The organism is Corynebacterium sp. (assembly GCF_022712195.1).
Classification (GTDB): Bacteria; Actinomycetota; Actinomycetes; order Mycobacteriales; family Mycobacteriaceae; genus Corynebacterium.
This window is the reverse complement of record NZ_JALAGY010000034.1, coordinates 1-24,152: the sequence shown is the minus strand read 5'-3', so window position 1 is coordinate 24,152 and position 24,152 is coordinate 1. Positions and strand designations below refer to the sequence as shown.

Below are 24,152 nucleotides of genomic sequence, written 5' to 3'. Positions count from 1 at the left end.
AGACGGTGAGCTTCCGGGGGTGAGTCAGACTCGTCGGCGGGCTACCTGTTGGCGACACCGGAGTCGAGGATGTGGTCGATCGCCGCGGTGAGGGTGCGGACGTCCTCCGGGTCGATGGCCGGGAACATGCCGATGCGCAGCTGGTTGCGCCCCAGCTTGCGGTACGGCTCGGTGTCGAGGACACCGTTGGCGCGCAGGGTCTTCGCGATGACGTCGGCGTCGACCGACTCGTCGAAGTCGACGGTGCCGACCACGAGCGAGCGGCTCGACGGCTCGGCGACGAAGGGGGACGCCTCCGGGCGGGCCTCGGCCCAGGAGTACAGGGTGGAGGACGACTCGGAGGTGCGGGCCACCATGCCGTCCAGGCCGCCGTTGGCGTTCATCCACTTCACCTGGGCGTCCATCATCAGCAGGGTGCCGACGGCGGGGGTGTTGTAGGTCTGGTTCTTGCGGGAGTTGTCCACCGCGGTCTTCAGGTCCAGGAACGCCGGGATGTACCGGTCGGTCGCGGCGATCTCCTCGACGCGCTCCAGGGCGGCCGGCGAGAACGCGGCGAACCAGAGGCCGCCGTCCGAGGCGAAGCACTTCTGGGGGGAGAAGTAGTAGACGTCGGTCTCGGCGATGTCCACGGGCAGTCCGCCGGCGCCGGAGGTCGCGTCGATGGCGACGAGGGCGTCGGTGGCGGGGCGGGTGACCGGGACCATGGCGCCGGTGGACGTCTCGTTGTGGGCCCAGCCGACCAGGTCGGCGTCCACCCCGTCGAGCTGACCGGGGGAGGGGGCGGTGCCGGGCTCGGAGGCGAAGACCTCGGGTTCGCCGAGCCAGGGGGCCTTCTTCGAGACGGAGGCGAACTTGCCGGAGAACTCACCGTAGGTCAGGTGCGCGGACCTGTCGCGGATCAGGCCGAAGGAGGCCGAGTCCCAGAACGCTGTGGCGCCACCGAGGGAGGTGATGATCTCGTAGCCCTCGGGAAGGTTGAAGAGGGTCGCCAGGCCTTCCCGGACGGAGCCGACGAGGTTCTTCACGGCCGGCTGGCGGTGGGAGGTGCCGATGATGTCTCGGCCACCGGAGACGATGGCGTCGATCTGGTCCTGGCGGACCTTCGAGGGGCCGCAACCGAAGCGGCCGTCGGCGGGGAGGAGGTTCTCGGGCAGGGTGGGGAACTGGTCGCTCATGATCGGCTTTCCTGATCTCTTCCTAGTCTTCCAAGCACGGGTGGTTCGGGAACGTCGTCAGCCTAGCCGGTCGCGCCATTTCGTGGAACCGGACGTCCCACACTCCGGGATGCACCGGGGGTGGCCGACGGGGATACCGTACGGCCCTACTGTGTCCGTGCGGGGGCCATTGGGTACAGTGTGTCCTATCCCACGATCGTCCACGGTCCGCAGCATGAGCTTTATTCACGCCGGGCCGCTCGGTTCGAGGCGGGCCCCGGGTCGGTGATCTCCGGCGCAGGGGACACAACCGAAAGCATCGAAGTACCTGAATAAACGAAAGGGCTGTCAATGGCTTCCGAAAACCAGGACAAGGCCGTTCTCCACTACCCCGGTGGCGAATACGAAATGCCGATCGTCAAGGCCAACGAAGGAAACTCCGGATTCGCACTGGGCAAGCTGCTCGCCGAAACCGGCCTGACCACCGTTGACCCCGGCTACGTGAACACAGGTTCCACCCTCTCCGAGATCACCTACATCGACGGTGGCGAAGGAATCCTGCGGTACCGCGGTTACGACATCGCCGACCTGGCCAACAACGCCACCTTCAACGAGGTCAGTTACCTCCTGATCAACGGCGAACTGCCGAACGACCAGGAGCTGGAGAACTTCAACGCGAACATCCGGCGCCACACGCTGCTCGACGAGGACTTCAAGAGCCAGTTCAAGATCTTCCCGCGTGACGCCCACCCGATGAACGTCCTGGCGTCCTCGGTCAACATCCTCGCGACCTACTACGAGGACGAGCTCGACCCGCTGAACAAGGACTTCCAGGTCAAGAACACCTACCGCCTGATGGCGAAGGTGCCGATGTTGGCGGCCTACGCCTACCGCGCGTCCAAGGGCAAGCCTTACATGTACCCGGACAACAAGCTGAACGCCCGGGAGAACTTCCTGCGCAACATGTTCGGCTACCCGACCGAGGAGTACGAGGTCGACCCGGTGCTGTCCAAGGCACTGGACAAGCTGCTCATCCTGCACGCCGACCACGAGCAGAACTGCTCCACCTCGACCGTGCGCATGGTCGGCTCCTCGCACGCGAACATCTACTCCTCCATCGCCGCGGGCGTCAACGCCCTCTCCGGCCCGCTGCACGGTGGCGCCAACCAGGCTGTCCTGGAGATGCTGGAGGAGATCCACGCCAACGGTGGCGACGCGACGGACTTCATGGCCCGCGTGAAGAACAAGGAGCCGGGCGTGAAGCTCATGGGCTTCGGTCACCGCGTGTACAAGAACTACGATCCGCGTGCCGCCATCGTCAAGGAGTCGGCACACGAGATCCTCGAGCACCTCGGTGGCGACAACCTGCTGGACCTCGCGATGAAGCTGGAGGAGATCGCCCTCAACGACGACTACTTCATCTCCCGCAAGCTGTACCCGAACGTCGACTTCTACACCGGCCTGATCTACCGCGCCATGGGCTTCCCGACGGACTTCTTCACCGTCCTGTTCGCCATGGGCCGCCTGCCGGGCTGGATCGCCCACTACCTGGAGCAGATCAACGAGCCGACGGCGAAGATCAACCGCCCGCGTCAGATCTACACCGGTGCCAGCCAGCGCGCCTTCGTCCCGCGCGACAAGCGCTAGTCCCACCGGCGCCGCGTCACCGGACGTGTGCCCCGCCCCGTAAGCCCGGCCCCTGTGCGAACCGCAGGGCCGGGCTTACGGCGTTTCCGCTCCTGCTGTGGGGGTGCTGGTAATCTGAGACGGTTAGTCTGACCGCGAATCTTCAGGAGTCAATCCATGAGCAAGCCCACCATCGACCCCCAGTCCGGCCCCGCGCCCTCTGAGCTGGTGATCGAGGACATCACTGTCGGCGACGGCGCCGAAGCTGTGCCCGGTGGCATGGTCGAGGTTCACTACGTGGGGGTCGACTACGAGTCCGGGCAGGAGTTCGACTCCTCCTGGGACCGTGGACAGACCATCGAGTTCCCCCTGACCGGCCTGATCCAGGGCTGGCAGGACGGGATCCCGGGCATGAAGGTCAACGGGCGGCGGAAGCTGACCATCCCGCCGGAGCTGGCCTACGGTCCCGCCGGGGCAGGCAACCCGCTGGCCGGCCGTACCCTGGTCTTCATCATCGACCTGGTGGACGTCCACTAGCAGGAGACCGACAGGCCGACCTACCGGACCACCGTGCGCAACCGCAGGACGTTGATCCTGCCGAGTTCGCGCACGGTGGTCTCCCATTCTGTGACGGTGGGGTTGTTGAGGCGTCGGCGCAGCAGGAGCAGGACCTCGTGCCCGCCGATGCCCCGGGCGCAGACGAGGAAGATGTGGTGGAACCGGGCCTCGTAGCGGCCCACCAGGTCGGCGATCTCGGTGAGGACCTCGGGAGGGGAGTCGAGGATGAACGACTGTTCCTCACGGGAGTAGGGGTCGGTGGTCTTCTGGCCGAGCACGGGGTGGGCCTGGATGCTGGCGAGGATCTCGACGCGCGGGAGCCGCAGCAGTTCCCGGTGGGCGGCGTCGAGCAGGTGCTCGAGGCTGCGGAAGGGGGCGGCCGCGGCGACGGCGGCGCCGAGCTGGGGAGAGTAGAGAAGGTCGCCGACCATGCCGGCGACCCGGTCGGGGTTCATCCGGTTGAGTTCGTCGACGGTGGTGACGGGAACGGTGTCAATCATGGTCCCCAGTGAACGGGCGGGGCGTTTCCGCCCCGTTTCGCCGTGGTGAACTCCCGGAGGTGTGGACGCCTTACCCGGCCTTGATGGCACGCATCCAGGTCATCTTCCTGCCGTTGTTGAGGATCGACCCGCGGTAGATGCGCGCGACCAGCAGCAGGACCAGCGCGGTGGTCAGGGCGAGCAGGGCGTAGGACGCGACAAGGAGGCCGAGGGACATGTCACCGGCGGCGTAGCGCATCGGGGCGACACCCAGGGAGATCGGCGGCACCCACGACAGCACCTGCATCACCGTGGAGTCCGGCACGCTCCACCCGAAGATCGGCGGGTACATCACCGCGAAGAAGATCAGCATCACCGGCATCTGGGTGCTGCTGAGGTCCTCCGCCTTGCTGACCATCGACCCTGCCGCGGCGTAGAGGGCGCTGAAGAAGAGCATGCCCAGGATGAACGAGACGAGGAGCACCGGTAGCGTCGCTGCGTCTATCCGGACGTCGTCGAGCAGGCCGGTCACCTTGAGCGCGGTCGTGGCGACGCCGAGGATCACCACGGTGCCGAGGAAACCGATGACGAGCATGGCCAGGACCTTGCCGACCAGCAGGTCGATCGGGCGGATCGTGGCCAGGATGATCTCCACGACGCGGGAGGACTTCTCCTCGGTGACGCGTCCACCGACGTTCCCGGCGAAGATCATGATGAAGGTGAGCACGACCATGGTGCCCAGCATGGTGGTCACCACCGCGGCGGTGTTGTCCTCGTCGGCGTCGGCGGAGAGGTCCACGGTGGTCACGGCGGCGTCGGGGAGTGCTGCGGCGAACTCCGCGGGGTCCACGCCGACGGCGTCGAGCGCGTCGTTCTGGGCGATGGCGGAGGCTGCGGCCTGGGCCGCCGCGGAGAGCGCGGGGTCCGGGGTGCCGTCGCTGAGCAGTTCGAAGCCACCGTCGGTGCGGACGAGGGCGGCGTCCTTGCCGTCCTCCACGGCTGCCACGGCGGCGTCCCGGTCGTCTGCGCTACTGACGTCGACACCGTCGCCGGCGATCTCGGAGACCACGGCGGCGTCGGTGCCGGCGACGACGAGTTCGGGGTTGTCGCTGTCCCGGCCGTCGAAGTAGTTGATGACGAAGATCGCCCCGACGACAACGACCAGGACGATGATGAACGTCGCGATGATGCCCTTGTTCCTCGTCGCGACCTGGATCTCACGTCCGGTGACGGTGCGGACGGCGCTGGCGCGGGAGTAGCCGGGGCCGGCCGGGCGGGGAGTTGTCTGGGTGCTCATGAGGTGACGACCTCCTTGAAAAGATCGGTCAGGTCGGGGACGCGCCGGGCGAACCCGTGGACGGTGCCGGCGTCGAGGGCGGCGTGGAGGATCTCCTGGTCGGTGACGTGGCCGGCGTCCAGGGTGACGGAGTGGTCGTCGGACTCGACGACGCGCGTCCCCGCCGGGTACCAGTCCCGGGCGGCGGTGACGACCTCGTAGAGGACGGGACCGCGGTTGCGCAGCTCGTCGACGGTGCCCTCGGCCTTCATCTGCCCCTTGGTGATGATGCCCACCCGGTGGCACAGCCGCTGGACCAGGTCGAGCTGGTGGGAGGAGAACAGCACGGGGACACCTTCGGCCGCCTTCGAGAGCAGCATGTCGCTCATCACGGAGACGGCGACCGGGTCGAGCCCGCTGAAGGGTTCGTCGAGGATGAGGAGGTCGGGGTGGTGGACGAGTGAGGCGGCCAGCTGCACACGCTGCTGGTTGCCCAGGGAGAGCTCCTGGAGTTTGGCGTCGGCACGGTCGGCGAGGCCGAGCTGTTCGAGGAGTTCGTCGGTGGCCGATGTCGCGGCCTGCTTGGTCAGCCCGTGCAGGCGTCCGAAGAAGATGAGCTGGTCGGCGATCTTCTCCTTGTCGTAGAGTCCGCGTTCCTCGGGCATGTACCCGATCGTGCGCCGGATGTCGTCGTTGACCGGGGTGCCGTCGACCCTGGCCTCGCCGGAGTCGGAGGCCAGGACGCCGAGCGCGATGCGCATGGCCGTCGACTTCCCGGCGCCGTTGGAGCCGACGAAACCGTAGATCTCGCCGGGCCGCACGGTGAAGCTCATGTCGGTCAGCGCGCGGACCGCGGACTCCCCGCTTCCGAAGGTTTTGTTGAGACGGTCGAGCTCGAGGGTGGGCATGAGGTTCTCCTCTGGTTGAGGGGTGGTGATGGCCAGACTAGTTGTTTGGCGGGGGAACGGGACCGAAGGTCGTGGCGTAGGCGATGGTGGGGACCGCCGTGGCGGACAGCATGCCGAGGACGCACAGGAGACCGGCGGTGTATACCCACCGGTCAAGGCTGTCCGGGGCGATGACCGCCACGAAGATCATGAACATGCTGACGGTGAAGAGGATCGCCGTCGTCCAGCCGTAGGCGGCGACCTGCCACGTCCGCAGGATCCTCGACTCGTATTCGTCGAGTTCGGACTCCGGCGCGGCGTCGCGGGTGTTGATCACGGTGCGCAGCATTGTCCAGCTCACGCAGAGGGCCAGGGTGAACGGCACCCAGGCGAACAGGGCCGGGGTCCAGAAGACCTGGGTGACGGCGGTGGCCAGGCCTGCCGCCAGGGCGCCGAGGTAGACCCTGATCAGGAGGCGGACCCTGGCCTCGGTTCTCCAGGCGGGCAGCTGGGTGGACATCGTGTCCGCCCGGGCGTTCCATCTCTCCGTGCGCCGCACGGTGCGCCGTTCGGCCCAGGCGTTCACGGCGGTCATCGCGTCCGTGGTGTTCATCACTGTGTCACTGTTCCTTCCGGTAGATCTCGGTGGACATCGGTCCGAACTCCGTCCGGCTGAACACGGCTTCGACCGGGAGGGTGAACACCTCGCAGATGCGGAACGCGAGGTCGAGGCTGGGGGAGTGGTCGCCGCGCTCGAGTGCCCCGACGGTCTGCGGGTTCACGTCGATGAGCGCGGCCAGGTCGGCGCGCGACATGTCCCGTTCCGCGCGAAGGACCCGGATCCTGTTGTGGATCGGGCGAGTCGGCTTCTTCTTCGGGGACATGAAACGAAGCATTGTATAAACCCAACACTTTGTCAAGGTTCTGCAGCCGATGCGAGGAAGCGTGGGGAGGCCTACGCTGGTCGCCATGACAGGAACCACGCAGACCCAAGCGACAGTCACCCTCAACGACGGACACGAGATCCCCCAGCTCGGACTCGGCGTCTGGGAGCTCTCCCCGGAGGACGCCTACTCCTCCACCCGCGCGGCGATCACCGCCGGAGCCCGCCACATCGACACCGCCGCCGCCTACGGCAACGAGAAGGACGTCGGCCGGGCCATCGCCGACGCCATCGCCGACGGGGAGGTCACCCGCGACGACCTCTACGTCACCACGAAGCTGTGGAACGCCGACCAGGCGCCCGGCAGGGCCGCCGAGGCGATCGACACATCGCTGGCGAACCTCGGGCTCGACCACGTCGACCTCTGGCTGATCCACTGGCCCGTCCCGTCCTACGGGCGCTACGTCGACGCCTGGCGTTCGCTCATCGACGCCCGGGAGGCGGGGAAGACCACGTCGATCGGTGTCTCGAACTTCTACCCGGAGGTCCTCGACGAGATCATCGACGCCACCGGTGTCGTCCCGGCGGTCAACCAGATCGAACTGCACCCCGGTTTCTCCCAGGCCGCCCAGCGTGCCGACGACGCCAGGCGCGGCATCGTCACCGAGGCATGGTCGCCGTTGGGGCGAGGCCTCCTCGACCACCCCGTGATCACCTCCGTCGCCGAGGAGCACGGCGTGCACCCGGCACAGGTGATCGTGCGCTGGCACCTGCAGCAGGGCATCGTGGTCTTCCCCCGCTCCCGGAAGCCGGAGCGGGTCCGCCAGAACCTCGACGTCGACGGCTTCGAGCTCACCGCGGAGCAGATCGCGCGGATCACCGCCCTGGACGACGACGGGACCGCCGCCGGACGGGTCGGCGCCGACCCGCGGGAGGCCGCCTTCGGCATCCCGGAGGACAAGGCGTAGGACAAGGCGTAGGACAAGGCGTAGGACGAGGCGTGGGGGGCGTCGGGGAGGTGCAGGGGACCCCCACGTATGCGGTGTCCCTCCACGTCCGCCCTCGCTTTGGAGGACAATGGGCACCGGAGAGCAGCCGGAGTTCCGGTGTAACGGTGAGAGGCGGATGAGGCAATGGCAGAGGCGCAGCAGGCTCCGGTCGACGCGGGTATCAGGGTGACGCGGGACGACGCGGCACCGGCGGTCGGGGTGATCACCCTCAGCCGGCCCGAGCGGCGTAACGCCTTGGATGCCGGGGTGTGCACCGCCGTCGCCGATGCCGTGGAGGGGCTCGTCGCAGCGGGGGAACCAGTGCGCGTCATTCTTCTGCGGGCCGAGGGGCCCGCGTTCTGCGCCGGTGCCAACCTGAAGGGCGGTGTCTACGCCACCGGTTTCTTCAGTGCCCTCGAACGTATGATCCGCGCGGTCAGCGAGGCGCCGGTGCCGGTCGTGGCTGACGTGCAGGGCCCCGCCGTCGGCGCCGGCTGCCAGCTCGTTCTCGCCTGTGACCTGCGGGTCATGGGGCCGAGGGCGCGGGTGTGGGTGCCGGCGGTCGACCACGGCTTCAGCCTGGACCGGTGGACGGTGCGCCGGGCGGTGGAACTGCTCGGCGGGTCACTGGCACGCAATGTGCTGATCGCCGGCGCGCAGGTGGGCCAGAGTGCGGCCGTGGCGAACGGCTTCGCCGTGTTGGGCGGCCCGCCGGAGGACGCCCTGGAGCTTGCCCGCACCATGTCGCGGCAGGCGCCGATGTCGATGCACTACTTCAAGTTGGCGATGAACAACCCCGACCCGGATGACGGGCTCGCCGCGGAGATCGAGCAGCTCGGCGGTGCCTGCTGGCTCAGCCGGGACGCCGCGGAGGCGCGGCGGGCCCGCGGGGAGAAGCGTCCGCCCGTCTTCGAGGGGCGGTAGCTGCCATGGGCGGAACCACGGAGATGCCGCTCACCGGTCTCAGCGCGGCCGAGGTCTCCCGGCGGGAGGCGGAGGGGCGGACGAACACCGTCGCGCGGAGCACGGGACGCAGCGTCTGGCAGATCATCCGGGCCAACGTCTTCACCCGTGTCAACGCGATCCTGGGCGTGCTGTGCGTGATCGTGCTGTCCACCGGATCCTGGATCAACGCGGCGTTCGGTCTGCTGATCATCGCCAACTCGGCGGTCGGTGTGGTCCAGGAACTGCGTGCCAAGCGGACGTTGGCCAACCTGCGCATCGTCGGCGAGACCCGTCCCACCGTCCTGCGTGACGGGGAACGGCTCACCGTCCACCAGTCGGAGGTGGTGGTCGACGACCTCATCGTGCTGCGCTCCGGGGACGAGATCGTCGTCGACGGCACACTGGTCGTCGTCGCGGACTCCGGCTTCTCCGTCGACGAGTCACAGCTCACCGGTGAAGCGGACCCGGTGCGCAAGGGCGTCGGCGACGAGGTCCTCTCCGGGTCCTTCGTCACCGGCGGGACGGCGGTCTTCCGTGCCGAGAAGGTGGGCGAGGAGGCCTACGCCGCACGTCTGGCGGCGGAGGCGAGCGAGTTCTCGCTCACCGACTCGGTGCTGATGAGCGGGATCAACAGCATCCTGCGGGTGATCACCTGGCTGCTGGTGCCCACCGGGGTGCTCACGGTCTGGACCCAGCTGGTGCGTTCGGGCACGGACCTGCGCGAGTCGATCCTGTCGATGGCCGCCGCGATCGTCCCCATGGTCCCCGAGGGCCTGGTGCTGATGACGTCCATCGCCTTCGCCGCGGGTGTGGTGCGACTCGGGCAGTACAAGGCGCTGGTCAACGAGCTCGTCGCCATCGAGGGGCTGGCCCGGGTCGACACCGTGTGCACCGACAAGACCGGCACCCTCACCACCAACGAGATGGAGCTCGACGGGGTCTGCACCGCGAACGGCGACCCCGCGCCGGAGGAGGTCCGGGAGGCGTTGGGCCGGCTGGTGGCCTCCCAGGAGGACCGCAACACCACCGCCGAGGCGATCCTCGCCGCCTACGGTGACCCGGTGCCGTTCGACGGTACCGAGATCCCCTTCAACTCCACGTGGAAGTACTCCGGTGTGCAGTGTGCCGGTCACGCGTGGATCCTCGGTGCCCCGGACGTCCTTCTCCCGGACGGCACGGCCGCGGAGACCGCCCGTGAGCTCGGGGACTCCGGGTTGCGCGTCCTGGCGTTCGGGCGGGTGGACGGCACCCTGGACACCCCGGACGGGGAGAAGGGCATGGGGGACGCCCCGGTGCTCGTGGAACCGGCGCTGGTCACCCTGGGTCAGCAGCTGCGTCCCGATGCGCGGGAGACGCTGGACTTCTTCGACGCGCAGGACGTGGACCTGAAGATCATCTCCGGGGACAACCCGGGATCGGTGGCCGCCGTCGCCCGCGGTGCCACGGACCGGGAGCTGGTCGCGGTGGACGCGCGCACCCTCGACGGGCTCTCGGAGGGGGACTTCGACGCGGAGGTCACCCGTGCCAACGTCTTCGGCCGGGTGCGTCCCGAGCAGAAGCAGCGGATGGTGGAGTCGCTGCACCGCGCCGGCCGGACCGTGGCGATGACCGGCGACGGGGTCAATGACGTGCTGGCGCTCAAGAAGGCCGACATCGGTGTGGCCATGGGTGCCGGGGCGCCGGCGACCCGTAGCGTGGCGCAGCTGGTCCTGCTGACCAACCGGTTCTCCGCCCTGCCGAAGGTGGTGGGGGAGGGGCGCCGTGTCATCGGCAACATCGAGCGGGTAGCGAATCTCTTCCTCACCAAGACGGTGTACTCGGTGGTGCTCGCCCTGGTGGTGGCGCTGTCGGGGATCTCGTTCCCGTTCCAGCCGATCCACGTGACCATCACCGGCTGGTTCACCATCGGCATCCCGGCCTTCATCCTGGCGTTGGCGCCGAACAACGAGCGTCCGCGTGACGGCTTCCTGCGTCGGGTGCTGTCGTTGGCGGTGCCGTCCGGTGTGCTCATCGGCGGCTTCGCGGTGGCGATGTGGCTGGTGGTGTACCCCGGGGGCGACGCCCCCGAGATCGAGCGGGCCCGGGCCGGTACAGCGGTGCTGCTGGCGTTGATCGTGATGGGGCTCTGGGTGCTGGGGATCGTGGCCCGTCCACTGGTGTGGTGGAAGATCCTGCTGCTGGCCGGGTGCGTGGCCGGTTACGTGCTGTTGTTCACGGTGCCCTTCCTGCGTGAACTGGTGCTGCTGGAGCCGGGGGACTCCCGGTTGATGGTGCTCGGTCTGGTCGTCGGTGCCGTGGGTGCGGCGGTGATCGAGGTCGTGCACCGGGTGGTGGCGGCGTGGCAACGGAGAAAGTAGTTGACATGTCATCTACTTCGGGTGGATCATGGGGTCATGGACTTCGGAATCTTCACCATCGGTGACCTCACCCCAGACCCCACGACCGGACAGGTCCCCGACGAGCACGAGCGGATCTCGGCGACGGTGGAGTACGCCAGGAAGGCCGAGGAGGTCGGACTGGACGTCTTCGCCACCGGCGAACACCACAACCCTCCCTTCATCGCCCCCGCCAACCCGCCGATCCTCATGGCCCACCTGGCGGCACAGACCGAGAAGCTCCGCTTCTCCACCGCCACCACGCTGATCACCACCAACGACCCGGTACGCCTGGCCGAGGACTACGCCTACGCCCAGCACCTCACCGGCGGACGGATGGACCTGATGATGGGCCGCGGCAACACCGGCCCGGTGTACCCCTGGTTCGGCAAGGACATCCGCAAGGGCATCCCGCTGGCCGTGGAGAACTACCACCTGCTGCGCACACTGTGGCGGAAGCGCGACGTCTCCTGGAAGGGCGAGTTCCGCACCCCGCTGCAGAACTTCACCTCCATGCCGCGCCCGCTGGACGACACCCCGCCGTTCGTGTGGCACGGTTCGATCCGCTCCCCGGAGATCGCCGAACAGGCCGCGTACTACGGCGACGGCTTCTTCCACAACCACATCTTCTGGAACATCGAGCACACCGCCTCCATGGTGAACTCCTACCGGCAGCGCTTCGAGCACTACGGGCACGGAGCCGCCGACCAGGCGATCGTGGGGCTCGGCGGACAGGTGTTCATCGGCGAGACCGAGCGGAAGGCCAAGGACTTCTTCCGCCCCTACTTCGACAACGCCCCCGTCTACGGCCACGGACCGAGCATGGAGGACTTCACCCGGATGACACCGCTGACCGTCGGTACCGTGGACCAGGTCATCGAACGCTACCTGGGCTACGCGGACGCCGTCGGCGACTACCAGCGCCAGATGTTCCTCGTCGACCACGCCGGGCTGCCCCGCGAGGTGGTGCTCGAGCAGATCGAGATCCTGGGCACCGAGGTGGTGCCGGTGCTGCGGCGCGAGATGGAGGCCCGTCGCCCCGCCCACGTGCCCAGCGGGCCGCCGACCCACACGTCCCTCGTGGCGGCGGGAATGGACGACCCCTTCCACGACGTTGAACCCGCAAAGGAAAGGAGCCGGCAGTGACTACCAGGAGCACCAGGAGTACAGGCGGTACCCGACAGCTCGTCGTCGTCAACGCGGGCCTGAGCAACCCGTCGAGCACCCGTGACATCGCCACCCGGGTCGCCTACGCCGCGGAGCGTGAGGCTGCGGCCGCCGGGCAGTCGCTGGAGGTCAGTGTGCTGGACCTGCGGGCGTTGGCCGGCGACCTGGCCACGTTCATGACCACCATGATCCCCACACCCGGCCTTGAGGACGCCCGGCTGCTGGTCGGCCGTGCCGATGCACTGGTCGCCGCGACGCCGGTGTTCCAGGGGAGCTACGCGGGCCTGTTCAAGATGTTCTTCGACACGCTCGACAAGCATGCGCTGCGCGGCACCCCGGTGACGCTGGTCGCCACCGCCGGCACCCTGCGCCACTCCATGGTGCTCGACTACGCCATGCGGCCTTTGCTGTCCTTCCTGCAGGCCACCGTCCTGCCGACCGGGGTGTTCGTGGCCACCGGGGAGTACGGGGGCACCGGTGAATCCGGGGACCTGCAGGCCCGCGTCGCCCGCGCCGGGGCGGAACTTGCCGCCGAGCTGGGGACGGGGACCGGTGCTGTCACGGACGATGACGAGCGTGACACCGGTGACACCGGTGGCGCCGGCGAGTTCGGCGGCTTCGAGGCGTTGCTGAGGGCGCACACCGGTTCCTGACCCCGCCGTCGGGGCGCTTTCGGGCGCCGAATTATGACGGGAGAGTTCTGGCATCCTTGGGGGATCCGAGCCGTCGACCGAAGAGAGCGCACCATGCCGGACGCCCCGCCCACCCGTTCCCGGTCCGCCGTGCGGCGGGTGCTCCCCGTCGTGCTCGTCCTGCTGTGGCTGGGGGTCGCCGCCGTGGGCGGGCCGAAGTTCGGCGAGATCAGCGAGGTGGCCACCAACGACCAGTCCTCGTTCCTCCCGGAGTCCGCTGAGTCCACGAAGGTCAACGAGAGGCTGGGGGACTTCCAGGACTCCGGCTCGGCCCCGGCGATCGTCGTCGTCACCGCGCAGGACGGGGCCGGCCGGACGGTGGACCCCGCTGCGCTGGGTGACCTGCCCGGGAAACTCTCGGCCGCCGTGGACCGCGCCACCGGCACATCCGGCACGGAGGTGAGCCCGCCGCTGCCGTCACAGGACGGTGAGGCTGTGCAGGTGATCGTCGTCCCCGCCGGGTCGGCCGCACCGGCGGACGCCGTCGACGCACTCCGGGACGAGATCGGGTCGGCGCTTCCGGACGGCCTGCAGGCGCAGGTCACCGGCCCCGCCGGCTTCAGTGCGGACCTGTCGGAGGCGTTCGCCGGCATCGACGGGCTGCTCCTGCTGGTGGCGGTCGCCGCGGTGCTGGTGATCCTGGTGCTGGTGTACCGTTCGCCCTTCCTCCCGCTGATCGTGCTGCTGAGCTCGATGATCGCGCTGTGTGCCGCGGTACTGGTCAACGTGGCGTTGGCGGGTTCCGGGGCGGTGATGATCAACGGGCAGATCCAGGGAATCCTGTTCATCCTGGTCATCGGGGCGGCCACGGACTACGGCCTGCTCTACACCGCGCGCTTCCGGGAGGAACTCGGCCGGCACGACGACCCCTGGACGGCGACGGTGGCGGCCCTGCGGGGCACCTGGCAACCCGTCCTGGCTTCGGCGGCGACGGTGATCGCCGGTCTGCTGTGTCTGCTCCTGTCGGACCTGGCGTCGAACGCCGGACTGGGGCCGGTGGCCGCGGTGGGCGTCGCCGCGGCGTTCCTCACCTCGCTCACCTTCCTCCCCGCCGTGCTGGCGCTGCTGGGCAGGAGGGTGTTCTGGCCGCGCGTCCCCCGTCCTGCCGCAGTGGACGGTGCCGCGGGGCCGGCGTCCGGCGGGATCTGGGAACGTGTCGCCGACCTGGTCGGACGCGCTCCCCGACGCATCGCCGCCGGGGTGACGCTGCTCCTCCTCGCCGGCTGTGCGGGGCTCGTCACCCTCAACGCCGACGGCGTCCCCACCAGCGACTACGTGATCGGGCAGAGCGACGCCCGCGACGGGCAGGCCACCCTCGACCGCCACTTCCCGGCCGGCGCGGGTGCGCCGGCCTACGTCCTCGTCCCGGAGGGGAACCGGGAGACCGTCGACACGGTGGTCACCGACCTGGACGGTGTCCAGTCGGTCGCCGACGGCGCAGGACGCGGCCCGTCGGTGGTGGACGGCCAGGCGTTGCTGGAGGTCACCCTCGCGGACTCGCCGTACTCCGATGCGGCGGAGGACACCGTCCGCGAGATCCGCGACACCACCGGGGAGCTCGGGGCACTCGTCGGGGGGACGACCGCCACCGAATTGGACACCAAGGAGACATCCGTCGCCGACCGGGGCGTGATCATCCCCGTGGTGCTGCTGGTGATCACGGTGATGCTCGCCCTGCTGCTGCGCGCGGTGGTCGCACCGCTGGTCCTGCTGGCGACCACGGTGCTCAGCTTCGGCACGGCACTGGGCGTCGGTGCGGCGATCTTCGCGCTCGCCGGCTCCGGCGGCTCGGACCCCTCGGTGCCGCTGTACGCGTTCGTGTTCCTGGTGGCCCTGGCGATCGACTACAACATCTTCCTGATGACCCGGGTGCGGGAGGAGTCCATGGTGCACGGGACCGCCGACGGGGTGCGCCGCGGGCTGGTCGGCACGGGCGGGGTGATCACCAGTGCCGGCATCGTGCTGGCGGCCACCTTCGCGGCGCTGCTGGTCATCCCGATCCAGTTCCTTGTGCAGCTCGCGGTGATCATCTCCTTGGGGGTGCTGATCGACACCTTCCTGGTCCGGTCGTTCCTGGTGCCGGCCCTGACCCGACTCCTCGGCGACCGGGTCTGGTGGCCCGCCCACCGCCGGGTCAGCGAATGAGCGTGGCCATCAGCTTCTCCGCCGGGCCCGGTTTTCCGCGCTGCTCCAGCAGGACTGCGGCAGTGAGCGACACCAGCCAGGCCGCCGTCGCCACCAGCAACGCCCCGAGCGTGCCGGTCCGCACGCCGATCAGGTCGGGGTGCAGTACGACGGCGACGATCACCGAGTTGAGCAGGTAGAAGCTGAGGGAGCGCTTTCCGACGGCCGTGACCGCAGCGGCGCCGCGTCGTCTCCCGAGGATGTTCCCGCCGACGAGGGCGAAGAGTGCCACGTAGCCGACACCGCCGGCGACGCCGGTGAGCACCTGCAGAGACATCAGCACGCCTTCGGTGACCCATCCGGTCTCCAGGACGCCGACCGTCACCATGGCAGCGGGGACAGCTCCGAGCACCGACGCCGTCAATCCACCGACGGCCAACCTGCCCAGTACGGGCCGGTACCGTTCAGGCATCTCGAGAAGACGGGCCTGTCCGGCGATGTAACCCAGGATCACCAGAAGCAGCAGAGGATAGGCGACCGCGAGGTAGACGGGGGAGAGGGGGACACCGATGACGCGCTCGGCCCAGTCAGTGGCGGTGGCGTACCCCGGGACACCCGGGGGCGGCTGCCCGCCGTGGCGTCCGTGGGCGCCGGCCACCATGCCCGCGGTCACCGTGACCAGGGAGAAGGCGCCGGTGACGACAGCGGCCCGGGTCAGTGTCGTCCGGGAGCGGAACAGCAGCCACCCGGTCATGAGCAGAGCCAGTCCGTAGGCCATGAGAATCTCGCCGGGGAACACCAGTGCCGCGTGGACGACGCCGATCGCCAGGAGAGCCCAGGCACGACGGCGCAGTCGGAACACCGTGTCGAGCACGTCCACGTCGCGCTCCCGCTGGCGTCGTACCGTCCAGGCGATGCCGTACCCGAACAGGATCGCGAACACGGGGAAGGCACGGTTGTCCAGGAACAGGACGGAGGCCACCGTTGCGGCACCGTCCCACCAGGGCTGTCTGGAGTTGACGGTCCCGAACCCGGACCCGACGTACACCGTGGCGTAGGCCATGGCGATCAGCAGGAGCATCACCCCGCGGGCCAGGTCCGGTGCCGGGATGCGCCGGGGAGGGGCAGACCTGGCCGGTCGTGGACGGGGGCTTCCGGTGGTGAACCCGTCGAGGAGGCCGGGCGCCGAGGACTGCGCCAACGCCGCGGACGCGCGGACGTCCACGTCGGGGATGTCGTAGGCCCCGTGCCCCGCTGACGTCATGACGGAGACCGTGCGAAGTCCCAGTCTGCGTTGCAGGAGTGACTCACGCACGGCGACGGTGCTCACCGCGTCCCGACGCAGGACGTAGGTCGCGCGGTTGAACAGTCCGACCCGGACGATGATGTAGGGCCCGACCACGGCGTGACCCAGTGTGCGGTAGGCGAGAACGGCGCCGGCGATCGCCGCCGGCCACACCGCGAGGATCCCGAGCATCCATTCCGGGCCGGTGACCCCGGCGGCCGCGGACGCCGCCAGAACGACGGTGACGGCGAGGCTGAGCACCGTCGCCCACCACAGCCGGCGGGCGAGGGCACGACGGGGGTGGCGCTGCAGATCGACGTCGAACAGGGAGGCGTCCTCACCGAGGACGGCGGCTGCGGTCCGGCGCGCGTCGTCGCGGTGGACCCTCGGCAGAATGGACGACGGATCTGACATGGAGTTCACGTCGAGTCCGGTGGTGATGACGTGGGTGTCGGTGACCCCCAGCCACCTCCAGAACAGTGGTTCTGTGAGCTGGACGCCGCGGAGGCGACTGTCCGCCCTGTTGACCTCACGGGTGGTGAAGAGCCCCTGGGTGGTCCGCAGCTGGGTGCCGTCCGGCCCGGGCACACGGGTCAGCTCGAAGTTCCAGTACTCGGCGAAGAAGTTGACGGTGAGTCCGATCCACCCGAGGAGCGTCACAGCCGCGACACCGGCCACGACGGTGCCGAACCAGCCGAGAGACTCCCAGTCGAACAGGCCACCGGCCACTGCGACGGGATCCACACCGACCGTCGACAGCACTCCCCAGGCGCCGGCGATCAGCCCGAACGCCAGAAGATACGCCCACATGTTGAACATGTTGTAGATGACCCACCGGGGGTTCAGGGTGGCGAAGACGTGGAGCGGGGACGACTCTCCGGTGTCGGGGGTGGAATCGGCGCCGAGCAGCACTCTGCGCAGGGCCAGGGCGTCGGCGTGTGACAGGGCGTCCAACGTCAGCGCGGATTCACCTGCTGCGGCCTGTTGGCCGGCGCCGACCTCGACCGTGCGCAGTCGCGCCAGGCGGTGGCGCAGTCTGGCCTCGATGTCCACACTGCGCACACGCTCGCGACGCAGGGAACGGTGCTGCCTGACGACCACGCCGGTGCGCAGCTCGATGTGGGTGTCGGTGACGCGGTACCGCGTGAAGAGCCATCGGACGGCGTCCCCGACCGAGCCGACGACACCCACGACCGCGATGCCGACGAGCGGCCAGACCGTACTGCCTGTGAGGTCGGCGGCGGTCAGTCCGAGGGCGACCAGGGCGGGGACGAGTGACAGTACGGTGAGTGCGAGGTCGACCCAGATCACCCGTATGCTCAGCCGGCTCCAGTGGCGGGGGCTCATGTCGCGTCCCCCGGAGTCAGCTCCGCGATCTCGGCGAGTTCCTGTGCCACCCGGTCGGCGGTCTCCTTGGAGAGTCCGCTGATCTCCACCGCACCGGTGGAGGATGCGGTGGTCACTTTCAGGGTCGACAGGCCGAGCAGCTGCTCCAGCGGCCCCTGGGTGGCGTCGACCGTCTGGATCCGGGACAGGGGAGCGGCACGCCATTCACGGACAAGCCACCCGGTTCGGGCGTAGACGGCGGTGGTCGTGGTCTCCCACCGGTGCACGCGGAAACGCCAGAACGGTTCGACAAGAAGGCCGACGAGCCAGAACAGTGTGGCGAGGACGGCTGCGACGGTGAGGTAGGGGCGGGTCGCCTCGACGAACCACCCGAGGGCGGCAAGTCCGGCGAACACCGGCAGCGCCACGGCGGTGGACTGGAGCATCCACCACCCGACGGCCCGCCGGGCGACGGGATGGGCAGGTCGGTTCAGGGTGGTCGTGGTCATGACGGTGCCTTCCTGATCGCGTGGCTGATGAAGTCCTTGAGGACGTCGATCTCCTTCGTCATGTCCATCCCCGGGTTGTGGGCCCATGAGCTGATCACCCCGTCGATGCTGCGCAGGATGATGTCGGCGACGCTGACGGTGTCGAAGTCGCGGAGCTGTCCTTCCCGCTGTCCGCTGTCCAGGATCTCGGCGAGGCCGTCGACCGCCTCCCGGGTGTCTGCGTCGTAGCGAGATGACCCGTCGTCGTTGCGGTGGTTGGACATGACCGACACCATCGCGAAGAACTCCGTGGGGTGGGTGGTGAAGAACTCGAGTTGGGCGCTGATCCACGCGTTGACCTGGCCGACGGCGGTGGGTTCGGCGTAGATGCGGGGTTCCATGTACTCCCAGCCTCTGGTGAAGTAGTCGGTCACCATCTGTTCGAGGATCTCGTCCTTGTTCGTGAAGTGGTAGGTCACCACGCCCTTGCTCACACCGGCCTCCTTCGCGATGCGGGCAAGGGAGGCTTTGGCGTATCCCTCGTTGGCGACCACGGCGGCGGTGGCCGCGAGGATCTGGGAGCGTCGGGCCCGTTCGATGAAGGATTGTCCACCTGGCTCATTTTTAGTCGACATGGTCCAATATTAAACCATCTGGTTCAAAAACGACAGATGCGTCATCCCTGAACGCCCCGTCCGGAGGAAAGCGTCGTGGAGGACGGGTAGCGTGGAGAAACATGTGCCGCATGGACCTGGTGACACGGATTGCGGAGTCCCTTGTGGAGATCGTCGCGCCCCACGCCCGGGGTGAGGAGATGAATCTGCAGGCCGGCGAGCCTGTCCACGTTGTCCCTGATGCGGTTCCCTGGTGCGCACGCGTCGCCTTGTGCCAGGGATAGTCTCGCAGAGCGCCCCGGGCGACGACACGGGGACCGGCCGTGACGTGATGTCCTGGCCGGTCCCCGTGTCGTTCTTTCGTGCCCCAGGCAGGATTCGAACCTGCGACACCCGCTTTAGGAGAGCGGTGCTCTATCCCCTGAGCTACTGGGGCGCACCGCAACAGTGTAGCGCGTCGGTGGCGGTGACGGGGAACGTGGTGCCCTGTGTCAGGCGGTACCGGGGGAGGGCACGCCTGTTCCCTGCCGGGACGGTCCGACCACCGGCGCGAGCAGGGGGAAGATGAGGACGGTCAGCGCCCCGCCGGCGACGAGGAGCGAGGCCTCCTCCTGGCCCATGATGCCGGACGACGTGGCGACACCGGTGACGGCGACGATGATCGGCAGTCCGGTGGCGGAGTAGAGCGACATCTCGAGCTTCTCCCGCCAGCCCCTGAGGCCGGACCCGGTGCGGGTCCACATTTCCCGCAGGAAGATCGGCATGCCCCTGGTGAGCAGGATGACGGGGACCACGCCCAGGACGAACCACGGACGGTCGGTGATCACCCCGGTGTCGATCGCCATACCGGAGGTCACGAAGAACACGGGGATGAAGACGCCGTAGCCGACGGTCTCCAGCTGCTCCTCCAGCCCGGGCCTGTAGGTCTCCGGGACGATCTGGTGCAGGATGATGCCGGTGGCGAACGCGCCCAGCACCACGTCGAGGTCGAAGACGGCGGCGACGGCCATGAGTACGGCGAGCATGAGGACCACCGACCTGATCACTGTCTGGTTCGTGGAGCCGGCGCCGTCCCGGATCGCCCACCCGATCCAGGGGGTGAGTGTCCGCACCGTCCGGGGGACGAGGGCGACGACGAGGGCGATGGCGAAGAACGCTGCCAGCACCGCGGCGCTGGCCCAGGTGGTGCGTGCCGACAGCAGCACGGCCATGGCGACCACCGGGGCCAGCTCGCCGACGGCCCCGTGGATCATCACGCTGTCGCCGACCGGGGTCCCGCCGAGCCTGTTCTGCTTCAGGATCGGCATGAGCGTGCCCAGTGCGGTGGAGGTGAGCGCGATTCCCAGGACGACGGACACCCCGGCGTCCCCGGAGGTCAGCAGCATCGCCCCGCCGAAGCTGAGCACGAGGCAGAGGCCCCAGGTGACGAGTGCGTGGCCGCCCTGGCGGGATTTCAGCATCGCCGGGTTGATCTCCATGCCGGCGAGGAGGAAGAGGAGCCCGAGTCCGAGTTCGCGCAGCAGGTCGACGGCTTCACCGTCTCCGGCGAGTCCGACGCCGAAGGGGCCGATGACCAGGCCGAGGATGAGCAGGAAGACCACGGCGGGGATGCGTTTGCCGGTGAGGAACGCCAGGACCGGTGCCACGAGGCCGGCACCGGCGATCCAGGCGAAGGAGACGAGGGCGTCAGTCATGGTGCTGAGCGTACCGGTGACGGTTCGCGGGGGACGACAACGCGGACGTCCCCTCCGCCGTGGTGAGGTGGAGGGGACGTCCGTGGTGTGGTGGCCGTGGTGGGTGGTGGTGGCCGTGGTGGGGGAGTCGCTGGTGTCTAGTGGTCGACCGGTGCCTCGACGCCGACGCCGGTGAGGGAGCGGACCTCCATCTCGGCCTGGAGCGCGTCCTTGTTGTCCGGCTTGCCGAGGTAGGTGCCGACGATGCCGGCGAGGAAGCCCAGCGGGATGGAGATGATCGCGGGGTTGGTCAGGTCGATCAGCGACCAGTCGGAGTTGGCGAACATGGCCTTCTCGGTACCGGAGACGGAGTTCGAGAAGAACAGGACGACCAGGGAGGAGATGAGGCCGACGTAGATCGAGGCGACGGCACCGGTGGTGTTGAACCGCTTCCAGTACAGGGAGTACAGGATGGTCGGCAGGTTCGCCGAGGCGGCGATGCAGAAGGCCAGGGAGACCAGGAAGGCCACGTTCTGGTCCATCGCGAGGATGCCCAGGATGATCGAGGCGACGCCGATGACGACCACGGTGATCTTGGAGACCCGGACCTGTTCCGCTTCGGTGGCTTTGCCGCCGCGGATGACCGCGTCGTAGAAGTCGTGGGCGACGGAGGCCGAGGCAGTGATGGCCAGGCCGGCGACCACGGCGAGGACGGTGGCGAAGGCGACCGCGGAGATCAACGCCATGAAGATCGACCCGCCGAGCTCCAGTGCCAGCAGCGGTGCGGCGGCGTTGGCGCCACCCGGTGCTCCCTGGATCCGGTCGACGCCGACGTAGGCGGCGGCGGCGTAGCCCAGGATCAGGGTCAGCAGGTAGAAGCCGCCGATCAGCACGATGGCCCAGGTCACGGACTTGCGGGCCTCACGGGCGGTGGGCACCGTGTAGAAGCGCATCAGCACGTGCGGCAGGCCGGCGACACCGAGGCAGAGTGCCATGGCCAGGGAGATGAAGTCGAGCTGGCCCATGAGGGAACCGCCGTACTGCAGGCCCGGGGTGAGGATCGCCTCGGGGTTCTCGGCACCGGCTTCGGCGTGCTTGTCCATCGCCATCTGCAGCAGCTCGGAGAAGTTGCCCTTGACCATCACCATGATGATCACGGCCATGATGAACACACCGGCACACAGCAGCACGGCCTTGATCATCTGGACGTAGGTGGTGCCCTTCATGCCGCCGATGAGCACGTAGGCGATCATCACGACACCGACCACCGCGACCACGGCGGCCTGGGCAGGCTTCTCGTGGATGTCCAGGAGCACGGACACCAGGGAGCCGGCACCGGCCATCTGCGCGATCAGGTAGAACAGCGACACGAAGAGCGTCGCGAACGATGCCGCGAGGCGCACGGGGCGCTGCTTCAGGCGGAAGGACAGCACGTCCGCCATGGTGAACTTACCGGTGTTACGCAGCGGCTCGGCGACGAGCAGCATGGCGACCACCCAGGCGACGAAGAAGCCGATGGAGTAGAGGAATCCGTCGTAGCCGTTCAGGGCGATCGCGCCGACGATGCCCAGGAAGGACGCCGCCGAGAGGTAGTCACCGGCGATGGCGAGGCCGTTCTGGGTGCCGGAGAAGCTGGCGCCACCGGTGTAGAAGTCCTTGGCGGAGTCCTTCTGCTGGGACTTGCTGGCCCGGGTCACGATGTACATCGTGATCACGATGAAGCCCACGAAGATGGCGATGTTGAGGATGGGGTTGCCCGCGTCAGACTGGGCGAGGAGGTGTGTCTGCATGTCTTCTCTCAGTTCAGAGTCGTCAGAGTCTTCTGTTCCGCCGGGCCTCAGGCCCGTGCGGACCCGGTCTGGGCGAACTCACCGGTGCGCTCGAGGCGGTCGCGCAGCGCGGAGGTGCGCGGCTCGATCTCGCGGTCGGCGAACTTCACGTAGGCGTAGGTGATGGCGAAGGTGGTCACGAACTGGAGCAGTCCCAGGACGACCCCGACGTTGATGTTGCCGAGGACCTTCCCGGCGAACAGGTCAGGGGCGAACATGGCGAGAACGACGTAGGCCGCGAACCAGAGCAGGGCGCAGATCGTCACGGGGAAGGCGAATCCCCGCTGCTTCTTCCGGAGTTCCTGGAACTCGGGGCTCTTCTGGGCCTCCAGGAATTCCTCGGGGGACGGTGTGTGCCGCAGGTCGGGTGTCGACATCGGCTCCCTTTCTTGTGAGTGACAATGATCACAGACTCGCTGTGGATGGCTGTCAAGTTACAGAACCCGGGGAAACCATTTCAAGGCGGAACGGGGCCTGTGCAGGGAGCTGAACGCAATGCACCCCCGCCGGTCGTCCTGACATGCGTCGACACAGGAGACTGACGGGGGTGGGTGCTGAGGCAGTCCGGACGCTGACGTGGGGCAGTCAGCGCACAAGTGCTTCAGTATTTATGTGCAAATGTGGAGGGGTTATCCCAGTTCCTCCAGCTTCGCCCGCACGTCGTCGGCGGGCGGGTTCGTCGCATGGGTGCCGTCCGAGTAGCGGACCGTCGGGACCACCCGGTTGCCGTCGTTGACGGACTTCACCCACTCGCCGGCGTCGGGGTTCTCCTCGACGTCGATGCGCTCGTAGGGGGTGCCGGTGGCGTCGAGGTCAGCGGTGAGACGCTGGCAGAAGGGGCACCAGGTGGTGGTGTAGAGGGTGACAGACAAAAGAAGGACTCCTAGGACTTGGTCTGGTTCGAGGTGGACGTGTACTCGCAGATGCGGAAATGCAGGGGATCCTCACCGGTCAGGGCGGTGCCTTTGGCGGACTCCAGCCAGGGGCCGTCCTCCACGGTGAAGGAACCGTCCTGCAGGGTCGCGCGCATGTCCGGTGCGACGACGGTGAATCGTTCAGGGGCGCCGCAGGCGATCTCGGTGACGACGACCCGGTCGGCGACGGGGAGACACTGCCGGTAGATCTCGCCGCCGCCGAGGATCCACACCGTCGGCACTGTGGTGCCTTCCCCGGCGGCGATGCGGTGCGCTGCGGCCACGGCCTCCGGCACTGAGGCGCACACTGTGCCGCCGGGGGCGTCGTAGTTGGGTTTCCGGGTGATCACCACGTTGTCGCGGCCGGGGAGGGGACGGAAGTGGGGGTCAAGTGCCTCCCAGGAGATCCGGCCCATCACCACGGGTGCGCCCACGGTGGAGTTCTTGAAGTGCTCGAGGTCCTCGGGCAGGTACCAGGGCATGTCGGCGCCGTCGCCGATGACACCGTCGGTGGTCTGCGCCCAGATCATGGCGATCTCCACGTTGTCGGGCAGTCCGGCGGCGTGCAGGTCGTCGCGGGTCAGGGCTGGGGTGGTGCTGTCGGTCATGGTGTCTATTCTCCCTCAGACCGCCACCGGGGGCTTGATGCCCGGGTGTGGATCGTAGCCCTCCACGGAATTCTCGTCGCCGGTCCGGAGGAGTTCACCGACAAGGGACTCGAGGGACGCGGGGTGGACCTTGTTTGTGGTGATCAGGGGGAATCCTGCTGAGAGGTCGTAGCGGATCTGCCGGCCGAACAGGCTTCGGGTGCCGGTGCGGTCGGCCTTGCCTGAGCCCCGGTAGGGGGTGGGGGCCGGCTGCTCGGGGG

General features: G+C 68.4%; 22 protein-coding genes, 1 tRNA gene and 1 pseudogene. 8 read left to right on the top strand and 16 right to left on the bottom strand.

The annotated features are described in order from the left end of the window. Positions 1–41 precede the first annotated feature (41 nt). Positions 42–1,175: a phosphoserine transaminase gene (gene serC, locus Q0A34_RS04315; protein WP_291478778.1), complete on the bottom strand. Its 1,134-nt coding sequence runs from the start codon at positions 1,173–1,175 to the stop codon at positions 42–44. A 330-nt stretch (positions 1,176–1,505) separates the two neighbouring features. On the opposite strand from serC, the gene Q0A34_RS04310 reads away from it, so the two are divergent. Next, positions 1,506–2,801: a citrate synthase gene (locus Q0A34_RS04310; RefSeq protein ID WP_291478776.1), complete on the top strand. Its 1,296-nt coding sequence runs from the start codon at positions 1,506–1,508 to the stop codon at positions 2,799–2,801. Positions 2,802–2,957: 156 nt separating this feature from the next. Further along, entirely contained in the window at positions 2,958–3,317 is a 360-nt protein-coding gene (locus tag Q0A34_RS04305; protein WP_291478774.1) for an FKBP-type peptidyl-prolyl cis-trans isomerase, read from the top strand. Positions 3,318–3,337: 20 nt separating this feature from the next. On the opposite strand, the gene Q0A34_RS04300 is transcribed toward Q0A34_RS04305, so the two are convergent. From Q0A34_RS04300 to Q0A34_RS04280, 5 genes are all read right to left on the bottom strand, one after another. Then, positions 3,338–3,838 carry a 2-oxo-4-hydroxy-4-carboxy-5-ureidoimidazoline decarboxylase gene (locus Q0A34_RS04300; RefSeq protein ID WP_291478773.1) on the bottom strand — a complete coding sequence of 167 codons (501 nt, stop codon included), beginning with the start codon at positions 3,836–3,838 and terminating at the stop codon, positions 3,338–3,340. Positions 3,839–3,908: 70 nt separating this feature from the next. After that, on the bottom strand, positions 3,909–5,114 hold the full coding sequence (locus tag Q0A34_RS04295) for an ABC transporter permease (protein ID WP_291478771.1): 1,206 nt from the start codon (positions 5,112–5,114) through the stop codon (positions 3,909–3,911). Further along, entirely contained in the window at positions 5,111–6,001 is an 891-nt protein-coding gene (locus tag Q0A34_RS04290) for an ATP-binding cassette domain-containing protein (protein ID WP_291478769.1), read from the bottom strand. The genes Q0A34_RS04295 and Q0A34_RS04290 overlap by 4 nt, the downstream gene beginning before the upstream one ends. 37 nt (positions 6,002–6,038) lie before the next feature. Further along, positions 6,039–6,593 carry a hypothetical protein gene (locus Q0A34_RS04285; protein WP_291478767.1) on the bottom strand — a complete coding sequence of 185 codons (555 nt, stop codon included), beginning with the start codon at positions 6,591–6,593 and terminating at the stop codon, positions 6,039–6,041. A gap of 7 nt (positions 6,594–6,600) precedes the next feature. Next, the gene (locus Q0A34_RS04280; protein WP_291478765.1) at positions 6,601–6,864 is read right to left on the bottom strand and encodes a helix-turn-helix transcriptional regulator; all 264 of its coding nucleotides are present in this window, start codon (positions 6,862–6,864) and stop codon (positions 6,601–6,603) included. A gap of 85 nt (positions 6,865–6,949) precedes the next feature. Between Q0A34_RS04280 and Q0A34_RS04275 the strand changes: the two genes are divergently transcribed. The 6 genes from Q0A34_RS04275 to Q0A34_RS04250 all read left to right on the top strand — a co-directional run bounded on the left by Q0A34_RS04275 (position 6,950) and on the right by Q0A34_RS04250 (position 15,176). After that, on the top strand, positions 6,950–7,831 hold the full coding sequence (locus Q0A34_RS04275; protein ID WP_291478763.1) for an aldo/keto reductase: 882 nt from the start codon (positions 6,950–6,952) through the stop codon (positions 7,829–7,831). A 165-nt stretch (positions 7,832–7,996) separates the two neighbouring features. After that, positions 7,997–8,776, top strand: coding sequence for an enoyl-CoA hydratase (locus Q0A34_RS04270; RefSeq protein ID WP_291478761.1), 780 nt, complete (start codon positions 7,997–7,999; stop codon positions 8,774–8,776). A gap of 5 nt (positions 8,777–8,781) precedes the next feature. Further along, positions 8,782–11,154, top strand: a complete 2,373-nt coding sequence (locus Q0A34_RS04265; protein ID WP_291478759.1) for an HAD-IC family P-type ATPase — start codon at positions 8,782–8,784, stop codon at positions 11,152–11,154. Between the two features lie 36 nt (positions 11,155–11,190). Beyond that, the gene (locus Q0A34_RS04260) at positions 11,191–12,318 is read left to right on the top strand and encodes an LLM class flavin-dependent oxidoreductase (RefSeq protein WP_291478756.1); all 1,128 of its coding nucleotides are present in this window, start codon (positions 11,191–11,193) and stop codon (positions 12,316–12,318) included. Further along, positions 12,315–12,992: a CE1759 family FMN reductase gene (locus tag Q0A34_RS04255; RefSeq protein ID WP_291478754.1), complete on the top strand. Its 678-nt coding sequence runs from the start codon at positions 12,315–12,317 to the stop codon at positions 12,990–12,992. Before Q0A34_RS04260 ends, Q0A34_RS04255 begins: the two co-directional genes overlap by 4 nt. 93 nt (positions 12,993–13,085) lie before the next feature. Further along, positions 13,086–15,176, top strand: a complete 2,091-nt coding sequence (locus Q0A34_RS04250; protein ID WP_291478753.1) for an MMPL family transporter — start codon at positions 13,086–13,088, stop codon at positions 15,174–15,176. On the opposite strand, the gene Q0A34_RS04245 is transcribed toward Q0A34_RS04250, so the two are convergent. The 10 genes and pseudogenes from Q0A34_RS04245 to Q0A34_RS04200 all read right to left on the bottom strand — a co-directional run. Continuing rightward, positions 15,166–17,787: a PH domain-containing protein gene (locus tag Q0A34_RS04245; protein ID WP_291478751.1), complete on the bottom strand. Its 2,622-nt coding sequence runs from the start codon at positions 17,785–17,787 to the stop codon at positions 15,166–15,168. The genes Q0A34_RS04250 and Q0A34_RS04245 overlap by 11 nt on opposite strands. Next, positions 17,784–18,275, bottom strand: a complete 492-nt coding sequence (locus tag Q0A34_RS04240; protein ID WP_291478748.1) for a PH domain-containing protein — start codon at positions 18,273–18,275, stop codon at positions 17,784–17,786. The genes Q0A34_RS04245 and Q0A34_RS04240 overlap by 4 nt, the downstream gene beginning before the upstream one ends. Then, on the bottom strand, positions 18,272–18,889 hold the full coding sequence (locus tag Q0A34_RS04235) for a TetR/AcrR family transcriptional regulator (RefSeq protein WP_291478747.1): 618 nt from the start codon (positions 18,887–18,889) through the stop codon (positions 18,272–18,274). Before Q0A34_RS04235 ends, Q0A34_RS04240 begins: the two co-directional genes overlap by 4 nt. A 342-nt stretch (positions 18,890–19,231) precedes the next feature. Beyond that, positions 19,232–19,304, bottom strand: a tRNA-Arg gene (locus Q0A34_RS04230). A gap of 55 nt (positions 19,305–19,359) precedes the next feature. Beyond that, a complete protein-coding gene (locus tag Q0A34_RS04225; RefSeq protein WP_291478745.1) occupies positions 19,360–20,562 on the bottom strand; it encodes a cation:proton antiporter in 1,203 nt (400 codons plus the stop codon). A 137-nt stretch (positions 20,563–20,699) separates the two neighbouring features. Next, on the bottom strand, positions 20,700–22,331 hold the full coding sequence (locus tag Q0A34_RS04220) for a cation acetate symporter (RefSeq protein WP_291478743.1): 1,632 nt from the start codon (positions 22,329–22,331) through the stop codon (positions 20,700–20,702). A 47-nt stretch (positions 22,332–22,378) separates the two neighbouring features. Further along, the gene (locus Q0A34_RS04215; RefSeq protein WP_291478741.1) at positions 22,379–22,747 is read right to left on the bottom strand and encodes a DUF485 domain-containing protein; all 369 of its coding nucleotides are present in this window, start codon (positions 22,745–22,747) and stop codon (positions 22,379–22,381) included. A 252-nt stretch (positions 22,748–22,999) separates the two neighbouring features. After that, positions 23,000–23,242 carry a mycoredoxin gene (locus Q0A34_RS04210; RefSeq protein WP_291478740.1) on the bottom strand — a complete coding sequence of 81 codons (243 nt, stop codon included), beginning with the start codon at positions 23,240–23,242 and terminating at the stop codon, positions 23,000–23,002. 11 nt (positions 23,243–23,253) lie between these two features. Next, positions 23,254–23,892 (bottom strand): dihydrofolate reductase, encoded by a 639-nt coding sequence (locus Q0A34_RS04205; protein ID WP_291478739.1) that lies wholly within the window; start codon positions 23,890–23,892, stop codon positions 23,254–23,256. Between the two features lie 87 nt (positions 23,893–23,979). Beyond that, positions 23,980–24,152, bottom strand: a pseudogene (locus Q0A34_RS04200) (thymidylate synthase); the annotation flags it as partial.